This is a genomic window from Stenotrophomonas sp. SAU14A_NAIMI4_8 (genome assembly GCF_003086695.1).
GTDB lineage: Bacteria > Pseudomonadota > Gammaproteobacteria > Xanthomonadales > Xanthomonadaceae > Stenotrophomonas.
In genome coordinates this window covers 3,809,927-3,828,525 of record NZ_CP025999.1, presented here as the reverse complement: position 1 = coordinate 3,828,525, position 18,599 = coordinate 3,809,927, and the positions used below count along the sequence as shown (strand labels likewise).

The window sequence follows — 18,599 nt, the reverse complement described above, 5'->3', positions numbered from 1 at the left end:
TGCCAGCGCCATATCGACGGTGATGCCCGCGCGCCGGGCCTGTCCCCCTGGAGATCTGCCGTGACCGAAGCCAACCCTCTGCTCGATTTTTCCGGCCTGCCGCGTTTCGAGGCGATCCGCCCCGAGCACCTGGCACCGGCGCTGGATGTGCTGCTGGCCCAGGCCGAGGCGGCGGTCAGCGCGGCCGAGCAGGTGCGGCCGGTCACCTGGCAGACCTTCGTAACCCCGCTGGACGATGCCACCGAGCGCCTGTGGCGTGCCTGGGGCCTGGTCAGCCATCTGCAGGGCGTGGTGAACACCCCTGAGCTGCGCGAGGCCTACAACAGCAACCTGCCGCGGGTGACCCGCTTCGCCAGTGCGCTGGGCCAGAACCTGGCGCTGTTCCGCCAGTACCAGGCCCTGGCCGCCAGCGCCGAAGCGGCGCACTTCGATGCGGCCCAGCGCAAGGTGCTGGACAACACCCTGCGTGATTTCCGCCTGGGCGGTGCCGAACTGGAGCCGGCCGCGCAGCAGCGCTTCGCCGCAATCAAGGAGGAGCTGTCGGCACTGTCGGCGAAGTTCTCGCAGAACGTGCTCGATGCCACCGACGCCTGGTCGCTGGTGGTGGACGACGAAGCGCGCCTGGCCGGTGTGCCCGACGACGTGAAGGCCGCCGCGCGTGCGGCCGCACAGAAGGACGGCCACGATGGCTGGAAGCTGACCCTGCAGATGCCGTGCTATCTGCCGGTGCAGACCTGGGGCGAAGACCGCGACCTGCGCGAGATCCTGTACCGCGCCAGCGCGCAGCGCGCCTCGGAATTCGGCGATGACGCGCTGGACAACAGCGGCAACATCGACCGCATCCTGGCCCTGCGCGGCGAGCTGGCGGCGCTGCTGGGCTTCGCCTCGTACGGCGACTATTCGGTGGCCACCAAGATGGCGCAGGACCCGGCCGAAGTGCTGGGCTTCCTGCGTGACCTGGCCGTGCGTGCCAAGCCGTTCGCCGCACAGGATCGCGCCGAACTGGAACAGTTCGCCAGCGAACAGCTGGGCATTGCACCGCTGCAGGCCTGGGATCTGGCGTTCGCCGCCGACCGCTTGAAGCAGGCGCGCTACAGCTATTCCGAGCAGCAGGTGAAGCAGTACTTCACCGAGCCGAAGGTGCTGGCTGGCCTGTTCGCGGTGATCGAGCAGCTGTACGGCCTGCGCGTGCAGCCTGACAGCGCACCGATGTGGCACGACGATGTGCGCTTCTTCCGGCTGGTGGATGCGCAGGGCGCGCTGGTGGGCCAGTTCTACCTGGATCTGTACGCGCGCGAAGGAAAGCGCGGTGGCGCGTGGATGGACGACTGCCGCAACCGCCGCGTACGCGCCGATGGCAGCGTGCAGACGCCGCTGGTCTACCTGGTGTGCAACTTCGGTCGCGGTGCCGACGGCAAGCCGGCCACCTTCAGCCACAACGAAGTCACCACCCTGTTCCATGAAATGGGCCATGGCCTGCACCAGTTGCTGACCCGCATCGGTGAGCTGGGCGTGGCCGGCATCAACGGCGTTGAATGGGACGCGGTGGAGCTGCCCAGCCAGTTCATGGAGAACTTCTGCTGGGAATGGGACCACCTGCAGGCGATGACCGCGCACGTGGACAGTGGCGAGCCGCTGCCGCGCGCGCTGTACGAGCGCATGCTGGCCGCGCGTAACTTCCATAGCGGCATGGCGACCGTGCGCCAGCTTGAATTCGGCCTGTTCGACATGCTGCTGCACAGCCAGTTCGAACCGGCGCAGGACAGCGTGCTGGCGTTGCTGGATCGCGTGCGCGCGGAAGTGGCGGTGAACCATCCGCCGGTGTGGAATCGCTTCCCGCACCAGTTCAGCCATATTTTTGCCGGCGGCTATGCGGCGGGGTATTACAGCTACAAGTGGGCCGAAGTGCTGAGTGCCGATGCGTATGCGGCCTTCGAAGAAGCGCCGCAGGCACTGGCCGAAACCGGTGCGCGTTTCCGCGACGAGATTCTTTCGCGCGGCGGCAGCCGTGCCGCGGCGGAAAACTTCAAGGCCTTCCGCGGCCGCGCACCGCAGATCGACGCGCTGCTGCGGCATTCGGGCATGGCGTAACACGGTGGTGCTGTGGTGGGTGCCAACCTTGAAGCGGTGATGCCGTGGTAGGTGCCAACCTTGGTTGGCACTGTCCGGCATTTGTGCGGACCAAGGTCCGCACCTACCGAAGAGCGGTGGTGCTGCGGTGGGTGCCAACCTTCAAGCGGTGGTGCTGCGGTGGGTGCCAACCTTCAAGCGGTGGTGCTGTGGTAGGTGCCAACCTTGGTTGGCACTTGCTGGCAATGGTGCGGACCAAGGTCCGCACCTACCGAGCAGCGGTGCTCTACTCGGTGTAGATCATCTTCCGGGTCATGCCGCCGTCCACGATGAAATCCTGGCCGGTGCTGAAGCCGGACAGTGACGACAGCAGGTACACCGCCAGCGCGCCGATATCTTCGGGCTGGCCGACGCGGCCGACCGGGTGTTGGGCGTGGTCGCTGGGCGAATAGTCCGGCGCGTAGCGGCGCGACGGCGCCTGCCAGGCACTGGTGCCGATCCAGCCCGGGCTGATGCTGTTCACCCGCACCGCCGGCCCGGCACTGATGGCCAGTGCATGGGTGAAGGCCACCAGGCCACCCTTGGCGGCGGCGTAGGCTTCGCTGTGCGCTTCGGACTGCCAGGCACGGGTGGAAGCGATGTTGATCACCGCGCCTGCGCCACTGGCGGTCAGTGCCGGCAGCGCGTGCTTGCAGCACAGGAACGCGCCATGCAGCGACGACAGCCGCCGCTGCCATTCGTCCCACTCCATGTTTTCCAGGGTGGTGCCATGCGGGCCGGCAATGCCGGCGTTGTTCACCAGGCCGTCGATGCGGCCAAAGCGCTGCTGCGCCACGGCGATGAAGTCGCGCACGCTGCCTTCGTCGGCAATGTCCAGACGCTGGAACGCGGCATCATCGCCGCGCTGCCATTCGTCCAGGCAGGCCTGGCCCGCCTCGGTGTCCAGATCGCCGATCAGCACGCGGCCGCCGGCGCCCAGCACCGCCTGGGCGATGCCGCGGCCAATGCCGTTGGCACCGCCGGTGACCAGCACCACCTTGCCCTGCAGGGGCGCCGCAGGCCACCTGGCGATCGGCGGTGCCGCACTCACGACAGGTCTTCCCCGCGCAGGCGGCGGTACCAGCCGTCCACGCCAATGCGGTCCAGGGTCTGGATGTTGCGCTCCACGATCACGTCCGGGTCCGGGAAGGCGTCCACCGCGCGCGCCACGCTGTCTTCGCGCAGCAGGTGCAGGGTGGGGAAGGGGGCCCGGTTGGTGTAGTTGCTGGCATCGTCAGCGGCCACGCCGTCGAACTGGTAATCCGGGTGGAAGCTGGCCACCTGCAGGATGCCCTGCAGGTCCAGTGCCTCGATCGCCGCGTCGGCGTTGTCGAGGAAATCGTTGTAGTCCAGGAAGTCCACCAGCACCTGCGGATGCACGATCAGCGTGGTGTCGATCTGTTCGGCCGGGGTGTCGCGCAGCAGCACCAGCTCTTCGGCCAACTGCTCCACCAGCGCTTCCGGCGTGGTGGCATCGCTCAGCACGAAACGCACCTGGTCCTTCACGTACACGGCCTTGGCGAACGGGCACAGGTTCAGGCCGATCACGATGCGCTCCAGCCACAGGCGGGTGGCGGCGATCGGGTCGTCGGTGGGCAGGGCGGTATCGGTCATGGCGGGCACATCGGCTGGCGGGGCCGCCATTGTAGGCGTGCGGTCACCGCCGCGCTGTTCACTGTCCACGAACTGGACAGCGGCGATGCTGGAAAGCCGTGTGCATTCAATCACCTGGCCGCGCACAGCCAATGGCCGATTGCCGCCCCGGCAGTGAAAGGCGTGCAATGGCCCCACGTAACTGGAGGACCCAACATGACTGCATCTTCCCCGTGGCTGCCGGCCGATCTCTGGTCCGGTGCTTTCTTCGACGGCCAGTGGCGCGCCGCCGCGCAGCAGCAGCCGGTGCTTGAACCGGCCACCGGCCAGACGCTGGGCCAGGTGGGCCTGGCCGATGCCGCGCAGGTGGCACGTTCGGCCGCGGCCGCCGCGCAGGCACAGCGCGACTGGGCCGCCGCGCCCTACGAACAGCGCGCGCAGGTGCTGCGCCAGGCCGCACGCTTGGCCGAAGACAACATCGACACGCTGGTGGACTGGCTGGTGCGCGAAAGCGGCTCGACCCGCCTGAAGGCCGGCTTCGAGGCCAAGGTGACCATCAAGGCGCTGCACGAAGCGGCCGCGCTGCCCTCGCGCAGCACCGGCGAAATCCTGCCTTCCGAACCGGGCCGGCTGAGCCTGGCGCGGCGCCGCCCGCTGGGCGTGGTCGGGGTCATTTCGCCGTTCAATTTCCCGCTGTACCTGGCCATGCGCGCGGTGGCCCCGGCCATCGCGCTGGGCAATGCGGTGGTGCTCAAGCCCGATCCGCGCACGGCGGTCTGCGGTGGCGCGGTCATCGCACGCCTGTTCGAGCAGGCCGGTCTGCCCGCTGGCGTGCTGCACATGCTGCCCGGTGATGGTGCCGCCGGTGCCGCGCTGACCAGCGACCCGCACGTGGCAATGATCCAGTTCACCGGTTCCACCGCGGCCGGCCGCAAGGTGGGCGAAGCGGCCGGCAAGCACCTGAAGAAGGTGTCGCTGGAGCTGGGCGGCAAGAATTCGCTGATCATCCTGGACGATGCCGATCTGGATCTGGCCGTGGCCAACACCGCCTGGGGCGTGTACCTGCACCAGGGCCAGATCTGCATGGCCACCGGCCGCGTGCTGGTGCATCGGAAGATCCACGCTGCCTTCCTGGAAAAACTGGTGGCCAAGGCGAAGTCGCTGAAGGTGGGCGACCCGGCACGCGAAGACGTGGCCATCGGGCCGCTGATCAACGCCACCCAGCGCGACCATGCTGCGCGCGTGGTGGCCGATGCAGTGCAGGCCGGTGCCACGCTGGAAGCCGGTGGCACCCATCAGGACCTGTTCTTCGCCCCCACCGTGCTGGGCAACGTGGCCGCCGACAACCCGGCGTTCAACGAAGAAATCTTCGCGCCGGTGGCGGTGGTGGTGCCGTTCGACGATGACGACCATGCGGTGCAGCTGGCCAACGACAGCGAGTACGGCCTGTCGATGGCCATCGTGTCCAGCAACGTGGGCCGCGCGCTGAAGCTGGGCGAGCGCCTGCGCACCGGCCTGCTGCACATCAACGACCAGACGGTGAATGACGAAGTGATCAATCCCTTCGGCGGCGTGGGTGCGTCCGGCAACGGCACCAGCATCGGCGGCCCGGCCAACTGGGAAGAGTTCACCCAGTGGCAGTGGATGACCGTCAAGGGCGAAGCGCCCGCCTACCCGATCTGATCCAGGAGGAACATCGCGATGAGCAACACTACTGCAGGCCGTGACATCACCGCGGCCGTCGTGCGCGGCAAGGAACAACCCTTCGTGATCGAGCAGGCGCACCTGCGCGGTCCACAGGACGACGAAGTGCTGGTGAAGGTGGTGGCCACCGGTCTGTGCCACACCGACCTGATCGTGCGCGACCAGTACTACCCGGTGCCGTTGCCGGCGGTGCTGGGCCACGAAGGCGCGGGCATCGTCGAAGCCGTGGGCCCGAATGTGCGTGACCTGAAGGTGGGCGACCACGTGGTGCTGACCTACGGCGCCTGCGGCCACTGCAATCCCTGCCGCGGCGGCCATGGTGCCTACTGCAAGGATTTCTTCGGGCTCAACTTCGGCGGCGATGATGGCCACGGCCATACCGCCATCACCGATGCGCAGGGGCAGCCGTTGCACGATCATTTCTTCGCGCAGTCCTCGTTCGCGACGTTTGCCATCGCGCGCGAGATCAATGCCATCAAGGTGCCCGACGATGCGCCGCTGGAACTGCTGGGCCCGCTGGGCTGCGGCATCCAGACCGGTGCCGGTGCGGTGCTCAATTCGCTGCAGGTGCGTTCGGGCAGCAGCTTCGCCAGCTATGGTGCCGGTGCGGTCGGCCTGAGTGCGGTGATGGCGGCCAAGGTGGCCGGCGCGACCACCATCATCGCCATTGATGTGGTGTCTTCGCGGTTGGAACTGGCGCTGGAACTGGGCGCCACCCACGTGGTGAACAGCCGCGAGACCGACGTGATCGAGGCGGTGCGCGCGATCACCGGTGGTGGTGCGGATTACGCGCTGGAATCCACCGGTCGCCCGGAAGTGTTGTCGGCCGGCATCGAGGCGCTGGGTGGGCTGGGCATGATGGGTGTGGTGGGCGCGCCGAAGCTGGGTACCACGGCCAGTTTCGATGTGAATAACCTGCTGCTGGGCGGGCGCAGCATCCGCGGCATCGTGGAAGGTGACAGCGTGCCGCAGGTATTCATTCCGCAGCTGGTGACGCTGTACCAGCAGGGCCGGTTCCCGTTCGACAAGCTGGTGAAGTTCTATCCGCTTGAGCAGATCAACCAGGCGGCCGAGGACAGCACCAAGGGCATTACGTTGAAGCCGATCCTGCGTATTGCCGCGTAAGGGTGGGGTGGGTCCGGTTGCGGGGAACGAGCAAGGGGTCGGATCCGTTTTCCAGAGGAAAACGGCTCTGACCCCGCAAACGACCACATAACGCGGGCATGGCACGGGTAGGTGTACGCTGTTGCGATGATGGCCACGACAGTCGGGCAACAACAGTTGGTGGCGGCGCGCGATGCGTTCGTCGAAGGCGACATGGCGTCGCTGGCCGGGCTGCCGTTGCCCCTGCAGCAGTCCTGGCAGCGCTCGCGGGCGGCCGGGGTGCTGCCCGGGCAGGAACCGTATTACCCGCCGCTGCAGGGCGATGGCCGACGCCTGCGCGATGCCGACGACCGTCGCCTGGCGCGCTGCGTGCAGCCGGAACTGGAACAGCTGTGGGCGGCCTTCGGCGGGCGTGGCTGGACGATGTTCTGCGCCAACCGCCACGGCATGGTGATCGCGCAGCAGGCCCACGGCCTGGAAGATGCCGCCTTGCTGCGGCCGATCCAGGTCGGGCGGCAGCTGGGTGAAGCGGAGATCGGCACCACCGCGCCGGCAGTCAGCCTGGCCGACGACATGCCCGCCCTGGTGCGCGGCAACGAGCATTACCTGCAGCGCTTCGCGCCGGTGTTCTGCCTGAGTGAGCCACTGCACGATCTGGACGGCCAGGTCTGCGGGGCGATCGACATCACCGGGCTGGGCGAGCGTGATCCGGCGCTGCTGCAGGGCTATTTCCGGCAGGCCGCGCTGGCCAGTGAAAACCGCTTGTTCCATACCCTGGCCGATGTGCACCTGCTGGCCGTGCAGCATGATCCGCGCTGGCTGGCCACGCCCCTGCAGGGGCTGTTGGCAGTGCAGGAGGACGGGCAGCTGCGTGCGGCCAACCGTGTGGCGCGGCGCCTGCTGGGCCTGCCGCGGCGGGGGCCATTGCCCCTGTTGTCGATGGAAACCGTGTTTGCTGGCGCCAGTGCGGCGCAGCGTCGCCATCTGCTGCAGCCTGGCCCTGCGCACCGGGTGCGGCTGGGCGAGGGCAGTGCGGTCTATCTGCAGCACCTGCGGGCCCCACGGGCACCGCGCACACGTGCGCCGGCGCCTGCAGCGGTGGCTGCCGCGCCCCTGCGCGAGCAGCAGCGCGAAGCGGCGCGACGTGCGGCACATGCCGCCGATGGCAACCTGAGCCTGGCCGCACGCCAGTTGGGTGTCTCGCGCACCACGCTGTACAAGCTGCTGCGCGATTAGTCGCGCAGTCCGCCGGGCATGGCCCGGCGCTACCGCTGAGGCGCGGGTAGCGCCGGGCCATGCCCGGCGAAAGAATCAATCGCGGAAGTTGTTGAACTGCAGCGGCAGTTCGAACTTGCCGGCCTTCAGCACGGCAATCGCATCCTGCAGGTCGTCGCGCTTCTTGCCCTGCACGCGCAGCTTGTCGCCGTTGATCTGGCTTTCCACCTTCAGCTTGGCTTCCTTCAGCGCTGCGGCGATCTTCTTGGCGATCTTCTGCTCGATGCCCTGCTTGACGGTGATCTTCTGCCGGGCCTGGGCCAGGTTGGTTTCGATATCGCCAAATTCCAAGCTCAGCACGTCGATGCCGCGGGCGGCCAGACGCGCGCGCAGGATGTCGTTCATCTGCTTGAGCTGGAATTCGGTCGGTGCGGTCTGGTTGATCACATCGCCATCGCGTTCGAACTTCGCATCCACGCCCTTGAAATCGAAGCGGGTGGCGAGTTCGCGGTTGGCCTGGTCGATGGCGTTGGTCAGCTCGTGGGTGTCGACTTCAGACACGACGTCGAAGGAAGGCATGGGCGTGGCTCCGCGGAATTCAGTGGCGGCCATTCTATCGCGTAGGCCCCGCGGTGTTCGTAGAGTCGAGCCTGCTCGACTGCCCCGTGCCCGTGCCCGTGCTGCCAGTCGAGCAAGCTCGACTCTACAGACGGCGGTTGCCGGGCGATAATGGGCCATGAACCTGCAACGCTCCCCTTCGCGCGCGGTGGCCTGGATGGTCGCGGCGGTGGCCTGTTTCTCGCTGATGGACGCCGGCATGAAGCAGCTGTCGGCCAGTTACCCCTCGCTGGAAGTCACCTTCCTGCGCGGTGCGGCCTCGCTGCCGTTCGTGCTGGTCTGGGTGCTGGCCAGCGCCGGCCCGCGCTCGCTCATTCCGCGCCGCTGGGGCCTGCATCTGCTGCGCGGCGGCCTGGGCATGGCGATGATCGGCTGCTTCGTGTTCGCCCTGCGCGACCTGCCCCTGTCCACCGCTTACAGCATCTACTTCGTCGCCCCGCTGCTGATTGCCGCACTGTCGGTGCCGCTGCTGGGCGAGCGGGTGGGGCCGCGCCGCTGGGTGGCCATCGGCGTCGGCCTGCTGGGGGTGATCGTGGTGCTGCGGCCGGGCGTGGACGGCTTCATTTCCATCCCAGGCCTGATGGTGCTGGCCGCAGCCACGGCCTATGCCATCGCCGCCATCACCGTCAGCCTGCTCACCCGCACCGATACATCGCAGTCGATGGTCGTCTGGTTTCTGGTCATCATGGCCATCGGCGCCGGCCTGCTGGCGCTGCCTGACTGGGTGCCGCTGCAGCTGGCCCATGCGCCGCTGATCGCCGGCATGGGCCTGGCCGGCGCACTGGGCCAGATTGCCCTGACCCGTGCCTTCCAGCTGGGCGAGGCCTCGATGATCGCGCCGCTGGAGTACAGCGGCCTGGTATGGGTGATCGGCTGGGACCTGGCGTTCTGGGGCCAGCTGCCGGACGCCTACACCTGGGTGGGCGCGGCCATCATCGTGGCCTCGGGCCTGTACCTGCTGCACCGGGAGCGCCTGAACCGGGTGCAGCCGCCGAAGCCGCTGGACCACCCGTAATCGTGGCGGGTCGGGGGTCGGAGCTCCTGCGGGGATCCGACCCCGGGGTCAGCCCCCCCGCAGGGGCTCTGACCCCCGCCGTCATCGCCGGTACACGCGGCTTAGAACCAAAAGAAATAACATTCTGGCCCAAGGCGCAGGCGCGGAACCGCCGGCGCTGGTAGGCTGCACGCCCCTTCTTCCGCCCCGCCGGTGAGCCACGCCCGTGATCGAGTTCCAGCGCCTGCACAAATCCTATGCCGTTGCCGGCCGCCAAGTGAGCGCGCTGCAACCGTTGGACCTGACCATCGACGCCGGCGAAGTGTTCGGCATCATCGGCCATTCCGGCGCGGGCAAGTCGACCCTGATCCGCATGATCAACCGCCTGGAAGAACCCAGCGGTGGCAAGCTGCTGATCGGCGGTGAAGACATCACGGCGCTGGATGCCGACGGCCTGCGCGCGCTGCGCCGTCGCATCGGCATGATCTTCCAGCACTTCAACCTGCTGTCTTCGCGCACGGTGGCCGGCAACGTGGCCTTCCCGCTGGAACTGGCCGGCACGCCGAAGGCCGAGATCGACGCGCGCGTGGCCGAGCTGTTGCAGACCGTTGGCCTGCAGGACCACGCGACGAAGTACCCGGCGCAGTTGTCCGGCGGCCAGAAGCAGCGCGTGGGTATTGCCCGCGCGCTGGCCACCCGCCCGCAGATCCTGCTGTGCGACGAAGCCACCAGCGCGCTGGATCCGCAGACCACCGCGTCGGTGCTGGCGCTGCTGTCGAAGATCAACCGCGAGCTGGGCCTGACCATCGTGCTGATCACCCACGAAATGGATGTGATCCGCCGCGTCTGCGATCGCGTGGCCGTGCTCGATGGCGGCCACCTGGTGGAAACCGGTCCGGTCACCCAGGTCTTCCTGCACCCGCAGCATGCCACCACGCGGCGCTTCGTCAGCGAATCCGAACACGTGGACGAAGGCGTGCTGCACCGTGATTTCGACGTGGTGGGCGGGCGCATCGTGCGCCTGACCTTCCTCGGCGGTGACACCTACGAGCCGTTGCTGGGCCGCGTGGCCCGCGAAACCGGCATCGACTACAACATCCTGTCCGGCCGCATCGACCGGATCAAGGACACCCCGTATGGCCAGCTGGTGGTCGCCCTGGTGGGCGGCGACCAGTCCGCCGCGCAGGCCGCGTTCGTGGCTGCCGGCGTGCACGTTGAGGAACTGCGCCGATGATCGTCGCCACTGCTGAAGGTTTTTTCCGCCACCTGGATGCCAACAAATGGGTGGATATCGGCAAGGCCACCATCGAGACGCTGCTGATGATGGCCGGCTCGCTGCCGCTCACCCTGGCCATCGGCCTGCCGATGGGCGTGCTGCTGTATGTGTTCGGTGCGCCGCAGATGAAGCGCCGGCCCCTGGCTTACGGCGTGCTGGCGATCGTGGTGAACCTGCTGCGCTCGGTGCCCTTCATCATCCTTATGGTGGTGCTGATTCCGGTGTCGCTGTGGCTGATGGGCCAGTCGATCGGCGTGCTCGGCACGCTGCCGGCGCTGGTGATCGGCGCGGCGCCGTTCTATGCGCGCCTGGTCGAAACCGCCCTGCGCGAAGTGGACCGTGGCGTGGTCGAGGCGGCGCAGTCGATGGGCGCCACCACCTGGCAGCTGGTCACCCGGGTGCTGCTGCCTGAAGCCCGGCCGGGCCTGATCGCGGCCGCTACCGTCACCACGGTGGCCCTGGTCGGCTTCACCGCCATGGGCGGTGCGATCGGTTCCGGTGGCCTGGGCGACCTGGCGCTGCGCGAAGGCTACCAGCGCAACCGCACCGACGTGGCCCTGGTCACCGTGGTGGTGCTGCTGATCCTGGTGCAGCTGCTGCAGATGCTCGGCGACCGCCTGGTCGCGCATTACACCCGCAAGTAACCGGTTTATCCGCCGGGCATGGCCCGGCGCTACCGCAATGATCGCGCGGCTACGGTAGCGCCGGGCCATGCCCGGCGAACGCTCTTTCAGCGCACGTTCGGCACTTCGTAACCGAGCTTGCCCACCTGTTCGGGGTGCTGCGGCACGCGCTTGAGCTTGTCGGTGTTCACGCCGTACTCGTCACGCAGCCGCTCGGCCAGCTCCTTGTACAACGCTTTGTCCATGTCCGGCTGGCGGGCAAAGATCCAGGCCATCTCGCGGCCGGGATAGCCGATCAGCGCCCACGAATAGTCCGGCGCCACTTCCAGCACGCGCGAATGGGTCGGTACCACCCGGTAGAACCAGGTGCGCCACGCGTGGTTGCCACTGTCCGCATCGACGCTGGCGCGCGCCCGCACTTCCTGCAGCGGCTGGCCGAAGCCATCGCGGTAACGGTAGGTGATGGCGACCTTGTGGTCGTCGCGCAGTTCGTACTGGTTGACGCTGGCCACGTGGCCACGCTCGATGAAATTCGGCACGCGGCCGATCACATACCAGGTGCCCATGAAGCGCTGCAGGTCGACCGGGGCGTCCGGATCGATGGCCGTACGGTCAGGCAGCGCGCTGCGCGATGCCGGCGGATCTTCGGCAGCCAGCGCGGCGCCTCCCAGTGACAGGGCCAACACCATGGCGCAGAACGGGCGGATCGGGGACATGCGGGAGCGGGCTCCAAAAGGCTTGCCCGCGCATGGTCACTGGGTGCAGCCGATCCGTCAATGGTGTCGCAGCCGGTGAGAAGCGTTGCCGCCACGCTGTGCACCATCGACCACGGGAGAACGACCATGAACGCACGCACCGCACATCGCCCCTCGGCTGAACGCCTCAGGCAGCGCCCCGATCCGCGCGTGCTGCGCCTGGTGCAGCAGCTGGCCCTGGCGGGCGTGGCGCTGGTGCTGGTGTGGCCGGCTGCGCGTGGCCACCACGCCTGGCTGGGCTGGGCGCCGCTGTGGCTGGTGGGCATGCCGCTGGTGGCATGGTGGGCCCTGCTGGGCTGCCCGTTGCCCGTGCGGGCCGCCCTGCGGCGGCTGCGCGGCCCGCAGCAGCAGGCACGGCGGCGTCCGCCGCGCAGGCAGCGGCGCGCACGTGGGCAGGCGGCCACAGCCTGACCTTCGACACGGGGGCGGCTCGTCCGAACCGTGCTAGCGTTCCACGGCTAATGACTGCCTGGAGCTGCAATGTCGCGATTCGCTTCCGCCTGCCTGTTGGCCGGCATGATGACCGGCGCCTCGGTGGGGACCGCCGTGGCCGCTGAAGACACCGACCGTTACGCTTGGCTGGAGGACGTGACCGGCGACAAGCCGCTGTCCTGGGTGAAGGAACAGAACGCCAAGTCCGAGGCGCGCCTGGCGCAGACGCCGGCGTTCAAGCAGATGGAAGCGAGCATCCGCGAGGTGCTCGATTCGGACGCCAAGATTCCCGGCGTGCAGAAGATCGGCGAGTACTACTACAACTTCTGGAAGGACAAGCAGCACGAGCGCGGCCTGTGGCGCCGCACCACGCTGGCCGAGTACCGCAAGGCCTCGCCGCAGTGGGAAACCGTGCTGGACCTGGACGCGCTGAACAAGGCCGAGGGTGAGAACTGGGTCTGGCACGGTGCCGATTGCCTGCGCCCGGATTACAGCCGCTGCCTGATCGCGCTGTCGCGCGGTGGCGCCGACGCCGATGTCACCCGCGAATTCGACCTGGCCAGCAAGACCTGGATCAAGGACGGCTTCTTCCGCCCCGAATCGAAGGGCGGGCTGAACTGGATCGACCGCGACACGGTGTTCGTCTACACCGATTTCGGTGCCGGTTCGATGACCACCTCCGGCTACCCGCGCATTGCCAAGCTGTGGAAGCGTGGCACGCCGATGGCCTCGGCCAGCGTGGTCTATGAAGGCAAGCCGGAAGACATGTACATCGCGGCCATGCACGATGACACCCCCGGCTTCGAGCGCAACCTGGTCAGCCGCACGCTGGCCTTCTACAACAACGAACTGTACCTGCGCGCCGACGACGGCACGCTGAGCAAGATCGATGCGCCGAATTCGGCAGAGAAGGGGCTGCACAAGCAATGGCTGACCCTGGAACTGCGCGATGCCTGGACCGTGGGTGGCAAGACCTACGCCTCCGGCTCGCTGCTGGCGACCAGGCTGGACGATTTCCAGGCCGGCAAGCGTGATTTCGAAGTGCTGTTCACGCCCACGGCCACCACCTCGCTGGCCGGCACCGCCTGGACCCGCAACCATCTGGTGCTGAACGTACTGGATGACGTGAAGAATCGCCTGTCGGTGCTCACCCCGGGCGCCAAGGGCTGGCAGAAGAGCGAGTTTGTCGGTGCGCCGTCGTTCGGCACGCTGGCCGTGGGCGCGGTCGACAGCAATGACAGCGACGCGGTCTGGCTGACCGCCACCGATTACCTGACCCCGACCACCCTGGCCCTGGCCGAGATCGGCAAGGCACCGGAAACGCTGAAGACCATGCCGGCCTTCTTCGATGCCGACGGCAAGGTGATCGAACAGCATTTCGCCACCAGCAAGGATGGCACCCGCGTGCCGTACTTCGTGGTGCACGACAAGGCGATGAAGCTGGATGGCTCCAACCCGACCCTGCTGTACGGCTACGGCGGTTTCGAGATCTCGCTCACCCCGAACTATTCCGGCGGCATGGGCCGCGCGTGGCTGGAAAAGGGCGGCGTGTACGTGGTCGCCAACATCCGCGGCGGTGGCGAGTACGGCCCGCGCTGGCACCAGGCGGCGCTGAAGCAGAACCGTCACAAGGCCTATGAGGACATGGCGGCCGTCGCCCAGGATCTGGTCACGCGCAAGATCACCAGCGCCAAGCACCTGGGCGTGCAGGGCGGCAGCAACGGTGGCCTGCTGACCGGCAACATGCTCACCCAGTACCCGGAACTGTTCGGTGCGGTGGTGGTGCAGGTGCCGCTGCTGGACATGAAGCGCTACAGCCACCTGCTGGCCGGTGCCTCGTGGATGGCCGAGTACGGCAACCCGGACACCAGCGACTGGGAGTTCATCAAGACCTTCTCGCCGTACCACCTGTTCGACGCGAAGAAGAACTACCCGCCGGTGCTGTTCACCACCTCCACCCGCGATGATCGCGTGCATCCGGGCCACGCCCGCAAGATGGCGGCCAAGATGATCGACGCCGGCAAGGATGTGACCTACTACGAGAACATCGAAGGCGGTCACGGCGGTGCAGCCAACAATGCGCAGGCCGCGCATATGTCTGCGCTGGCCTACAGCTTCCTGTGGGAGCGTTTGGGCGGCAAGTGATGGAATGAAAAACGCCGCCCCCGGGCGGCGTTTTTCGTTGGGGGGCACGTATCCACGCATGGCGTGGATCTACCGGTGCGCGGTGCGTTCTCCGGGCATGGCCCGGCGCTACCGGAACCGCTGCAGCCCGCGCGCGATGCGCACCACCGCTTCCTGCAACCGCGGCACTTCCTGCGTGTACGCCAACCGCACGTGCTGGTTGGCCCGGTGGAAGCCGAAGTCCAGGCCCGGCGTAAACGCCACGTGCTCGGTTTCCAGGAAGTGCGCGCAGAACGCCTGCGCGTCGTCGGTGAACGCGCTGACATCGGCGTACAGGTAGAACGCGCCCTGCGGTTCCACCTCGATACGGAAACCCAATTCGCGCAGCGCGGGCAGCAGGAAGTCACGGCGCTGCTGGAACGCCTGCCGGCGCTGCTCGAAGATCGCCATCGATTCGTCGCTGAAACAGGCCAGCGCCGCATGCTGGGCAATGCTCGAGGCGCTGATGTACAGGTTCTGCGCCAGCTTTTCCAGCTCGGGCACCGCGGCCGGCGGCGCCACCAGCCAACCCAGGCGCCAGCCGGTCATGCCGAAGTACTTGGAGAAGCTGTTCAGCACGAACGCGCTGTCATCCACCTGCAGCACGCTGGGCGCATCCAGGCCATAGGTGAGGCCGTGGTAGATCTCGTCCACCACCAGGTGGCCGCCGCGCGCATGCAGCGACGTCGACAGGGCGGCCAGTTCATCGGCCGACAGCACCGTGCCGGTCGGGTTGGCCGGTGAGGCCACCAGCGCACCGACGCTGTCGCTGTTCCAGTGCTGTTCCACCAGTGCAGGGGTCAACTGGTAGGCGGTGTCCGGGCCGACCGGCACCAGCTGCGCGCCGCCTTCCACCAGGCGCAGGAAGTGGCGGTTGCACGGATAGCCCGGATCGGCCAGCAGCCAGTGCCGGCCCGGATCGACCAGCAGGCTGCTGGCCAGCAGCAGCGCGCCCGAACCGCCGGGGGTGACCAGGATGCGCTCGGGATCGATGTCCAGCCCGTAATGGCGGGCATAGAAACCGCTGATCGCCTGGCGCAGCGCCGGCAGCCCGCGCGCAGCGGTGTAGCGGGTGTGGCCGGCGGCCAGTGCGGCCTGGCCGGCGCGCACGATGGGTTCGGCGGTGGTGAAGTCCGGCTCGCCGATCTCCAGGTGGATCACATCGTGGCCGGCCTGTTCCAGCGCCTGTGCGCGGGCCAGCAGGGACATCACGTGGAACGGGGCGATTTCATGGCTGCGCCGGCTGTAGCCCGGCGTGTGGGGCAGGGTGCTCATGCGCCCATGGTACGCCGCACGCCGGGGGGGCGCTGCGGCAATGGTAGAGTCGAGCTTGCTCGACTGCTGTTGCGGTCAGCCGAGCAAGCCCGACCCGACCTACGCCACGGACGCCATTGCGTAACCGCACCAGGACCCTTATTTCATGAAACCCACCCTCTGCCTGTTGCTTGCCAGCCTGATGACCAGCACCGCTACCGCCGCCACCCCGCCCGTTCCGCCGGACGCCCAGAAGCGTCCGCACGAGGTCAAGGCGCCGTTCGGCGCGACCCGCAACGATGACTATTACTGGCTGCGCGACGACACGCGCGAAAACAAGGACATGCTGGCCTACCTGCAGGCCGAGAATGCCTACGCCGACCAGCTGTTGGCGCCGCTGAAGCCGCTGGAAGACACCCTCTACAAGGAAATCGTCGGCCGCATCAAGCAGGACGATGCCAGCGTGCCGGCGCGCGAGCGCGGCTACTGGTACTACAGCCGCTTCGAGACCGGCCAGGACTATCCCATCCATGCGCGCCGCAAGGGCAGCATGGAAGCGCCGGAAGAAGTGCTGCTGGACGTGAACACGATGGCCGCCGGCAAGGGCTACTTCAACGTCGGTTCGATGGAAGTAAGCCAGGACAACCAGCTGCTGGCCTGGGCCGACGATGACGTGGGCCGCCGCCAGTACACCATCCGCTTCAAGGACCTGCGCACCGGCAAGGTGCTGCCCGATGTGATCACCGGCAGTTCCGGCGATCTGGTCTGGGCCGATGACAACCGCACCGTGCTGTACGTGGAAAACGACCCGGAAACCCTGCTGACCGTGCGGGTGAAGAAGCACGTGCTGGGCACCCCGGCCAGCGCCGATACCGTGGTCTACGAAGAAGAGGACGACAGCTTCTACATGGGCATCGGCCGCACCCGCGACGATCGCTTCATCACCATCGGCGTGCACAGCACGGTGTCTTCGGAAGAGCGCTACGCCCCGGCCAGCGACCCGACCACCTTCACCGTACTGGCCCCGCGCCAGCGCGACGTGGAATACGATGCCGACCACTACGATGGCCGCTGGGTGATCCGCACCAACGATGGCGCGAAGAACTTCAAGCTGGTCACCGCGCCCACCGATGCCACCTCGCGCGCGCAGTGGAAGGACTGGATCGCCCACGACGATGCGGTGTTCATCGAAGGCTTCGAGCTGTTCGACAGCTACACCGCCATTGCCGAGCGTTCCGAAGGCCTGGAGCGCGTGCGCCTGCTGTTCAAGGACGGCCGCACCGATTACGTGAAGGCCGACGAGCCGGCGTACTCGATGGGCCTGGGCGACAACACCGAGGCCGATACGCCGTGGCTGCGCTACGTCTATACCTCGATGACCACCCCGACCACGGTGTTCGAACTGAATACCGCCACCGGCGAGCGCCGCCAGCTGAAGGTGCAGCCGGTGATCGGCTACGACGCCAGCAAGTATGAAACCGACCGTGTGTGGGTGACCGCGCGCGACGGCGTGAAGGTGCCGGTGTCGCTGGTGTATCGCAAGGGCTACCAGAAGGATGGCAAGGGCGCGCTGTTCCAGTACGCCTACGGCAGCTACGGCATGTCGATGGACCCGTACTTCAACCAGACGGCAGTCAGCCTGCTCGACCGGGGCGTGGTGTATGCCATCGCGCACATCCGCGGTGGCCAGGAAATGGGCCGCGACTGGTACGAGAACGGCAAGCTGCTGCACAAGCAGAACACCTTCAACGACTTCATCGACGTCACCCGCGCGCTGGTGGCGCAGGGCTGGGCGGCGAAGGACCGGGTGGCCGCCTCCGGTGGCAGCGCCGGTGGCCTGCTGATGGGCGCGGTGGCCAACCAGGCGCCGCAGGATTACCGGGTGATGGTGGCGCAGGTGCCGTTCGTGGACGTGGTCACCACCATGCTCGACCCGACCATTCCGCTGACCACCAACGAGTACGACGAGTGGGGCAATCCGGAACAGAAACCGTACTACGACTACATGCTGTCCTACTCGCCCTACGACAACGTGAAGCGCCAGGCCTACCCGGCGCTGTTCGTGGGTACCGGCCTGTGGGATTCGCAGGTGCAGTACTGGGAACCGGCCAAGTGGGTGGCCAAGCTGCGCGATGACAACACCGGATCGTTGCCGATCCTGTTCCGCACCAACATGGAAGCCGGCCACGGCGGCAAGTCCGGGCGTTTCCAGCGCTACCGCGAACTGTCCGAGTCGTATGCGTTCGTGCTGCAGCAGCTGGGCGTCGCCCAGCCGTAAGCGGGGTGGGGTGCCGGGCACTGCCTGGCACCCTGAACCGGTATTCTTGCTGCCATGACCCTGCCCGAACCGCCCCCGGCCCGCGATCCCGCTCCGCCCCCGCGCGTGGTGCGTTTCCGCTGGGCCTGGTGGCTGCTGGCCTACGTCAGCCTGGGCACCGGCATCGTCGGCATCTTCGTGCCGGGCCTGCCCACCACCGTATTCATCCTGATTTCCGCCTGGGCCGCCTCGCGCGGTTCCGAGCGCCTGCACACCTGGCTGCTGCAGCATCCGCGCTTCGGCCCGGCCATCGCCAACTGGCAGGCGCACGGCGCGGTCAGCCGCTACGGCAAGTGGATGGCCACGATCACCATGGCCGTGTGCGCCGGCATCATGCTGTGGTGCGTGCCCATTGCCTGGGTGAAGTGGTTTTCCATCGGCAGCATGACCGTGGTGGCGATCTGGCTGTGGACGCGGCCGCTGCCGCCGGACGCTTGACGGG

At 67.5% G+C, this 18,599-nt stretch carries 16 protein-coding genes; 11 read left to right on the top strand and 5 right to left on the bottom strand.

Features of this window, described 5'->3' with window-relative positions; genetic code table 11:
• The first annotated feature begins 60 nt into the window (after nucleotides 1-60).
• Nucleotides 61-2,091, top strand: a complete 2,031-nt coding sequence (locus C1930_RS17255; RefSeq protein ID WP_108772269.1) for a M3 family metallopeptidase — start codon at nucleotides 61-63, stop codon at nucleotides 2,089-2,091.
• Nucleotides 2,092-2,356: 265 nt separating this feature from the next.
• Here C1930_RS17255 and C1930_RS17250 read toward each other — a convergent pair whose 3' ends face one another.
• Both C1930_RS17250 and C1930_RS17245 read right to left on the bottom strand, forming a co-directional pair.
• Nucleotides 2,357-3,160 (bottom strand): SDR family oxidoreductase, encoded by an 804-nt coding sequence (locus C1930_RS17250; protein WP_108772268.1) that lies wholly within the window; start codon nucleotides 3,158-3,160, stop codon nucleotides 2,357-2,359.
• Nucleotides 3,157-3,723, bottom strand: a complete 567-nt coding sequence (locus tag C1930_RS17245) for a DUF1415 domain-containing protein (RefSeq protein ID WP_108754208.1) — start codon at nucleotides 3,721-3,723, stop codon at nucleotides 3,157-3,159. Before C1930_RS17245 ends, C1930_RS17250 begins: the two co-directional genes overlap by 4 nt.
• A 195-nt stretch (nucleotides 3,724-3,918) precedes the next feature.
• Here C1930_RS17245 and C1930_RS17240 point away from each other — a divergent pair, with 195 nt between their 5' ends.
• The 3 genes from C1930_RS17240 to C1930_RS17230 all read left to right on the top strand — a co-directional run bounded on the left by C1930_RS17240 (nucleotide 3,919) and on the right by C1930_RS17230 (nucleotide 7,746).
• Complete coding sequence (locus tag C1930_RS17240; protein WP_108757206.1) at nucleotides 3,919-5,385, top strand: benzaldehyde dehydrogenase; 1,467 nt, start codon at nucleotides 3,919-3,921, stop codon at nucleotides 5,383-5,385.
• 18 nt (nucleotides 5,386-5,403) lie between these two features.
• The gene (locus C1930_RS17235; RefSeq protein ID WP_108757205.1) at nucleotides 5,404-6,531 is read left to right on the top strand and encodes an NAD(P)-dependent alcohol dehydrogenase; all 1,128 of its coding nucleotides are present in this window, start codon (nucleotides 5,404-5,406) and stop codon (nucleotides 6,529-6,531) included.
• 126 nt (nucleotides 6,532-6,657) lie between these two features.
• Entirely contained in the window at nucleotides 6,658-7,746 is a 1,089-nt protein-coding gene (locus C1930_RS17230; protein WP_108757204.1) for a helix-turn-helix domain-containing protein, read from the top strand.
• A 75-nt stretch (nucleotides 7,747-7,821) separates the two neighbouring features.
• Here C1930_RS17230 and C1930_RS17225 read toward each other — a convergent pair whose 3' ends face one another.
• Nucleotides 7,822-8,304: a YajQ family cyclic di-GMP-binding protein gene (locus C1930_RS17225; protein ID WP_010481366.1), complete on the bottom strand. Its 483-nt coding sequence runs from the start codon at nucleotides 8,302-8,304 to the stop codon at nucleotides 7,822-7,824.
• 157 nt (nucleotides 8,305-8,461) lie between these two features.
• Here C1930_RS17225 and C1930_RS17220 point away from each other — a divergent pair, with 157 nt between their 5' ends.
• The 3 genes from C1930_RS17220 to C1930_RS17210 all read left to right on the top strand — a co-directional run bounded on the left by C1930_RS17220 (nucleotide 8,462) and on the right by C1930_RS17210 (nucleotide 11,257).
• Nucleotides 8,462-9,358 (top strand): DMT family transporter, encoded by an 897-nt coding sequence (locus C1930_RS17220; protein WP_108750472.1) that lies wholly within the window; start codon nucleotides 8,462-8,464, stop codon nucleotides 9,356-9,358.
• Nucleotides 9,359-9,563: 205 nt separating this feature from the next.
• On the top strand, nucleotides 9,564-10,571 hold the full coding sequence (locus tag C1930_RS17215) for a methionine ABC transporter ATP-binding protein (RefSeq protein ID WP_108772267.1): 1,008 nt from the start codon (nucleotides 9,564-9,566) through the stop codon (nucleotides 10,569-10,571).
• A complete protein-coding gene (locus C1930_RS17210) occupies nucleotides 10,568-11,257 on the top strand; it encodes a methionine ABC transporter permease (protein ID WP_108750474.1) in 690 nt (229 codons plus the stop codon). The genes C1930_RS17215 and C1930_RS17210 overlap by 4 nt, the downstream gene beginning before the upstream one ends.
• An 86-nt stretch (nucleotides 11,258-11,343) precedes the next feature.
• Here the strand turns inward: C1930_RS17210 and C1930_RS17205 are convergent, their stop codons facing one another.
• Nucleotides 11,344-11,952, bottom strand: a complete 609-nt coding sequence (locus C1930_RS17205; protein WP_108754201.1) for a lipocalin family protein — start codon at nucleotides 11,950-11,952, stop codon at nucleotides 11,344-11,346.
• Between the two features lie 126 nt (nucleotides 11,953-12,078).
• Between C1930_RS17205 and C1930_RS17200 the strand changes: the two genes are divergently transcribed.
• Both C1930_RS17200 and C1930_RS17195 read left to right on the top strand, forming a co-directional pair.
• Nucleotides 12,079-12,402 (top strand): hypothetical protein, encoded by a 324-nt coding sequence (locus tag C1930_RS17200; RefSeq protein ID WP_108757202.1) that lies wholly within the window; start codon nucleotides 12,079-12,081, stop codon nucleotides 12,400-12,402.
• Between the two features lie 69 nt (nucleotides 12,403-12,471).
• A complete protein-coding gene (locus tag C1930_RS17195) occupies nucleotides 12,472-14,568 on the top strand; it encodes a prolyl oligopeptidase family serine peptidase (protein ID WP_108757201.1) in 2,097 nt (698 codons plus the stop codon).
• Nucleotides 14,569-14,676: 108 nt separating this feature from the next.
• On the opposite strand, the gene C1930_RS17190 is transcribed toward C1930_RS17195, so the two are convergent.
• Nucleotides 14,677-15,861, bottom strand: a complete 1,185-nt coding sequence (locus tag C1930_RS17190) for a pyridoxal phosphate-dependent aminotransferase (RefSeq protein ID WP_108772266.1) — start codon at nucleotides 15,859-15,861, stop codon at nucleotides 14,677-14,679.
• Between the two features lie 145 nt (nucleotides 15,862-16,006).
• Between C1930_RS17190 and C1930_RS17185 the strand changes: the two genes are divergently transcribed.
• Together C1930_RS17185 and C1930_RS17180 are read left to right on the top strand one after the other, a co-directional pair.
• Entirely contained in the window at nucleotides 16,007-18,118 is a 2,112-nt protein-coding gene (locus C1930_RS17185) for a S9 family peptidase (RefSeq protein ID WP_108772265.1), read from the top strand.
• A 54-nt stretch (nucleotides 18,119-18,172) separates the two neighbouring features.
• Nucleotides 18,173-18,595 (top strand): YbaN family protein, encoded by a 423-nt coding sequence (locus tag C1930_RS17180; RefSeq protein ID WP_108757198.1) that lies wholly within the window; start codon nucleotides 18,173-18,175, stop codon nucleotides 18,593-18,595.
• The last annotated feature ends 4 nt before the right edge of the window (nucleotides 18,596-18,599 follow it).

Bases quoted from the DNA above. Each gene is read 5' to 3' on its own strand.
- C1930_RS17245 (WP_108754208.1), bottom strand. From the start codon at position 3,723: ATGACCGATACCGCCCTGCCCACCGACGACCCGATCGCCGCCACCCGC.
- C1930_RS17240 (WP_108757206.1), top strand. From the start codon at position 3,919: ATGACTGCATCTTCCCCGTGGCTGCCGGCCGATCTCTGGTCCGGTGCT.
- C1930_RS17235 (WP_108757205.1), top strand. From the start codon at position 5,404: ATGAGCAACACTACTGCAGGCCGTGACATCACCGCGGCCGTCGTGCGC.
- C1930_RS17230 (WP_108757204.1), top strand. From the start codon at position 6,658: ATGATGGCCACGACAGTCGGGCAACAACAGTTGGTGGCGGCGCGCGAT.
- C1930_RS17225 (WP_010481366.1), bottom strand. From the start codon at position 8,304: ATGCCTTCCTTCGACGTCGTGTCTGAAGTCGACACCCACGAGCTGACC.
- C1930_RS17220 (WP_108750472.1), top strand. From the start codon at position 8,462: ATGAACCTGCAACGCTCCCCTTCGCGCGCGGTGGCCTGGATGGTCGCG.
- C1930_RS17210 (WP_108750474.1), top strand. From the start codon at position 10,568: ATGATCGTCGCCACTGCTGAAGGTTTTTTCCGCCACCTGGATGCCAAC.
- C1930_RS17205 (WP_108754201.1), bottom strand. From the start codon at position 11,952: ATGTCCCCGATCCGCCCGTTCTGCGCCATGGTGTTGGCCCTGTCACTG.
- C1930_RS17200 (WP_108757202.1), top strand. From the start codon at position 12,079: ATGAACGCACGCACCGCACATCGCCCCTCGGCTGAACGCCTCAGGCAG.
- C1930_RS17195 (WP_108757201.1), top strand. From the start codon at position 12,472: ATGTCGCGATTCGCTTCCGCCTGCCTGTTGGCCGGCATGATGACCGGC.
- C1930_RS17190 (WP_108772266.1), bottom strand. From the start codon at position 15,861: ATGAGCACCCTGCCCCACACGCCGGGCTACAGCCGGCGCAGCCATGAA.
- C1930_RS17185 (WP_108772265.1), top strand. From the start codon at position 16,007: ATGAAACCCACCCTCTGCCTGTTGCTTGCCAGCCTGATGACCAGCACC.
- C1930_RS17180 (WP_108757198.1), top strand. From the start codon at position 18,173: ATGACCCTGCCCGAACCGCCCCCGGCCCGCGATCCCGCTCCGCCCCCG.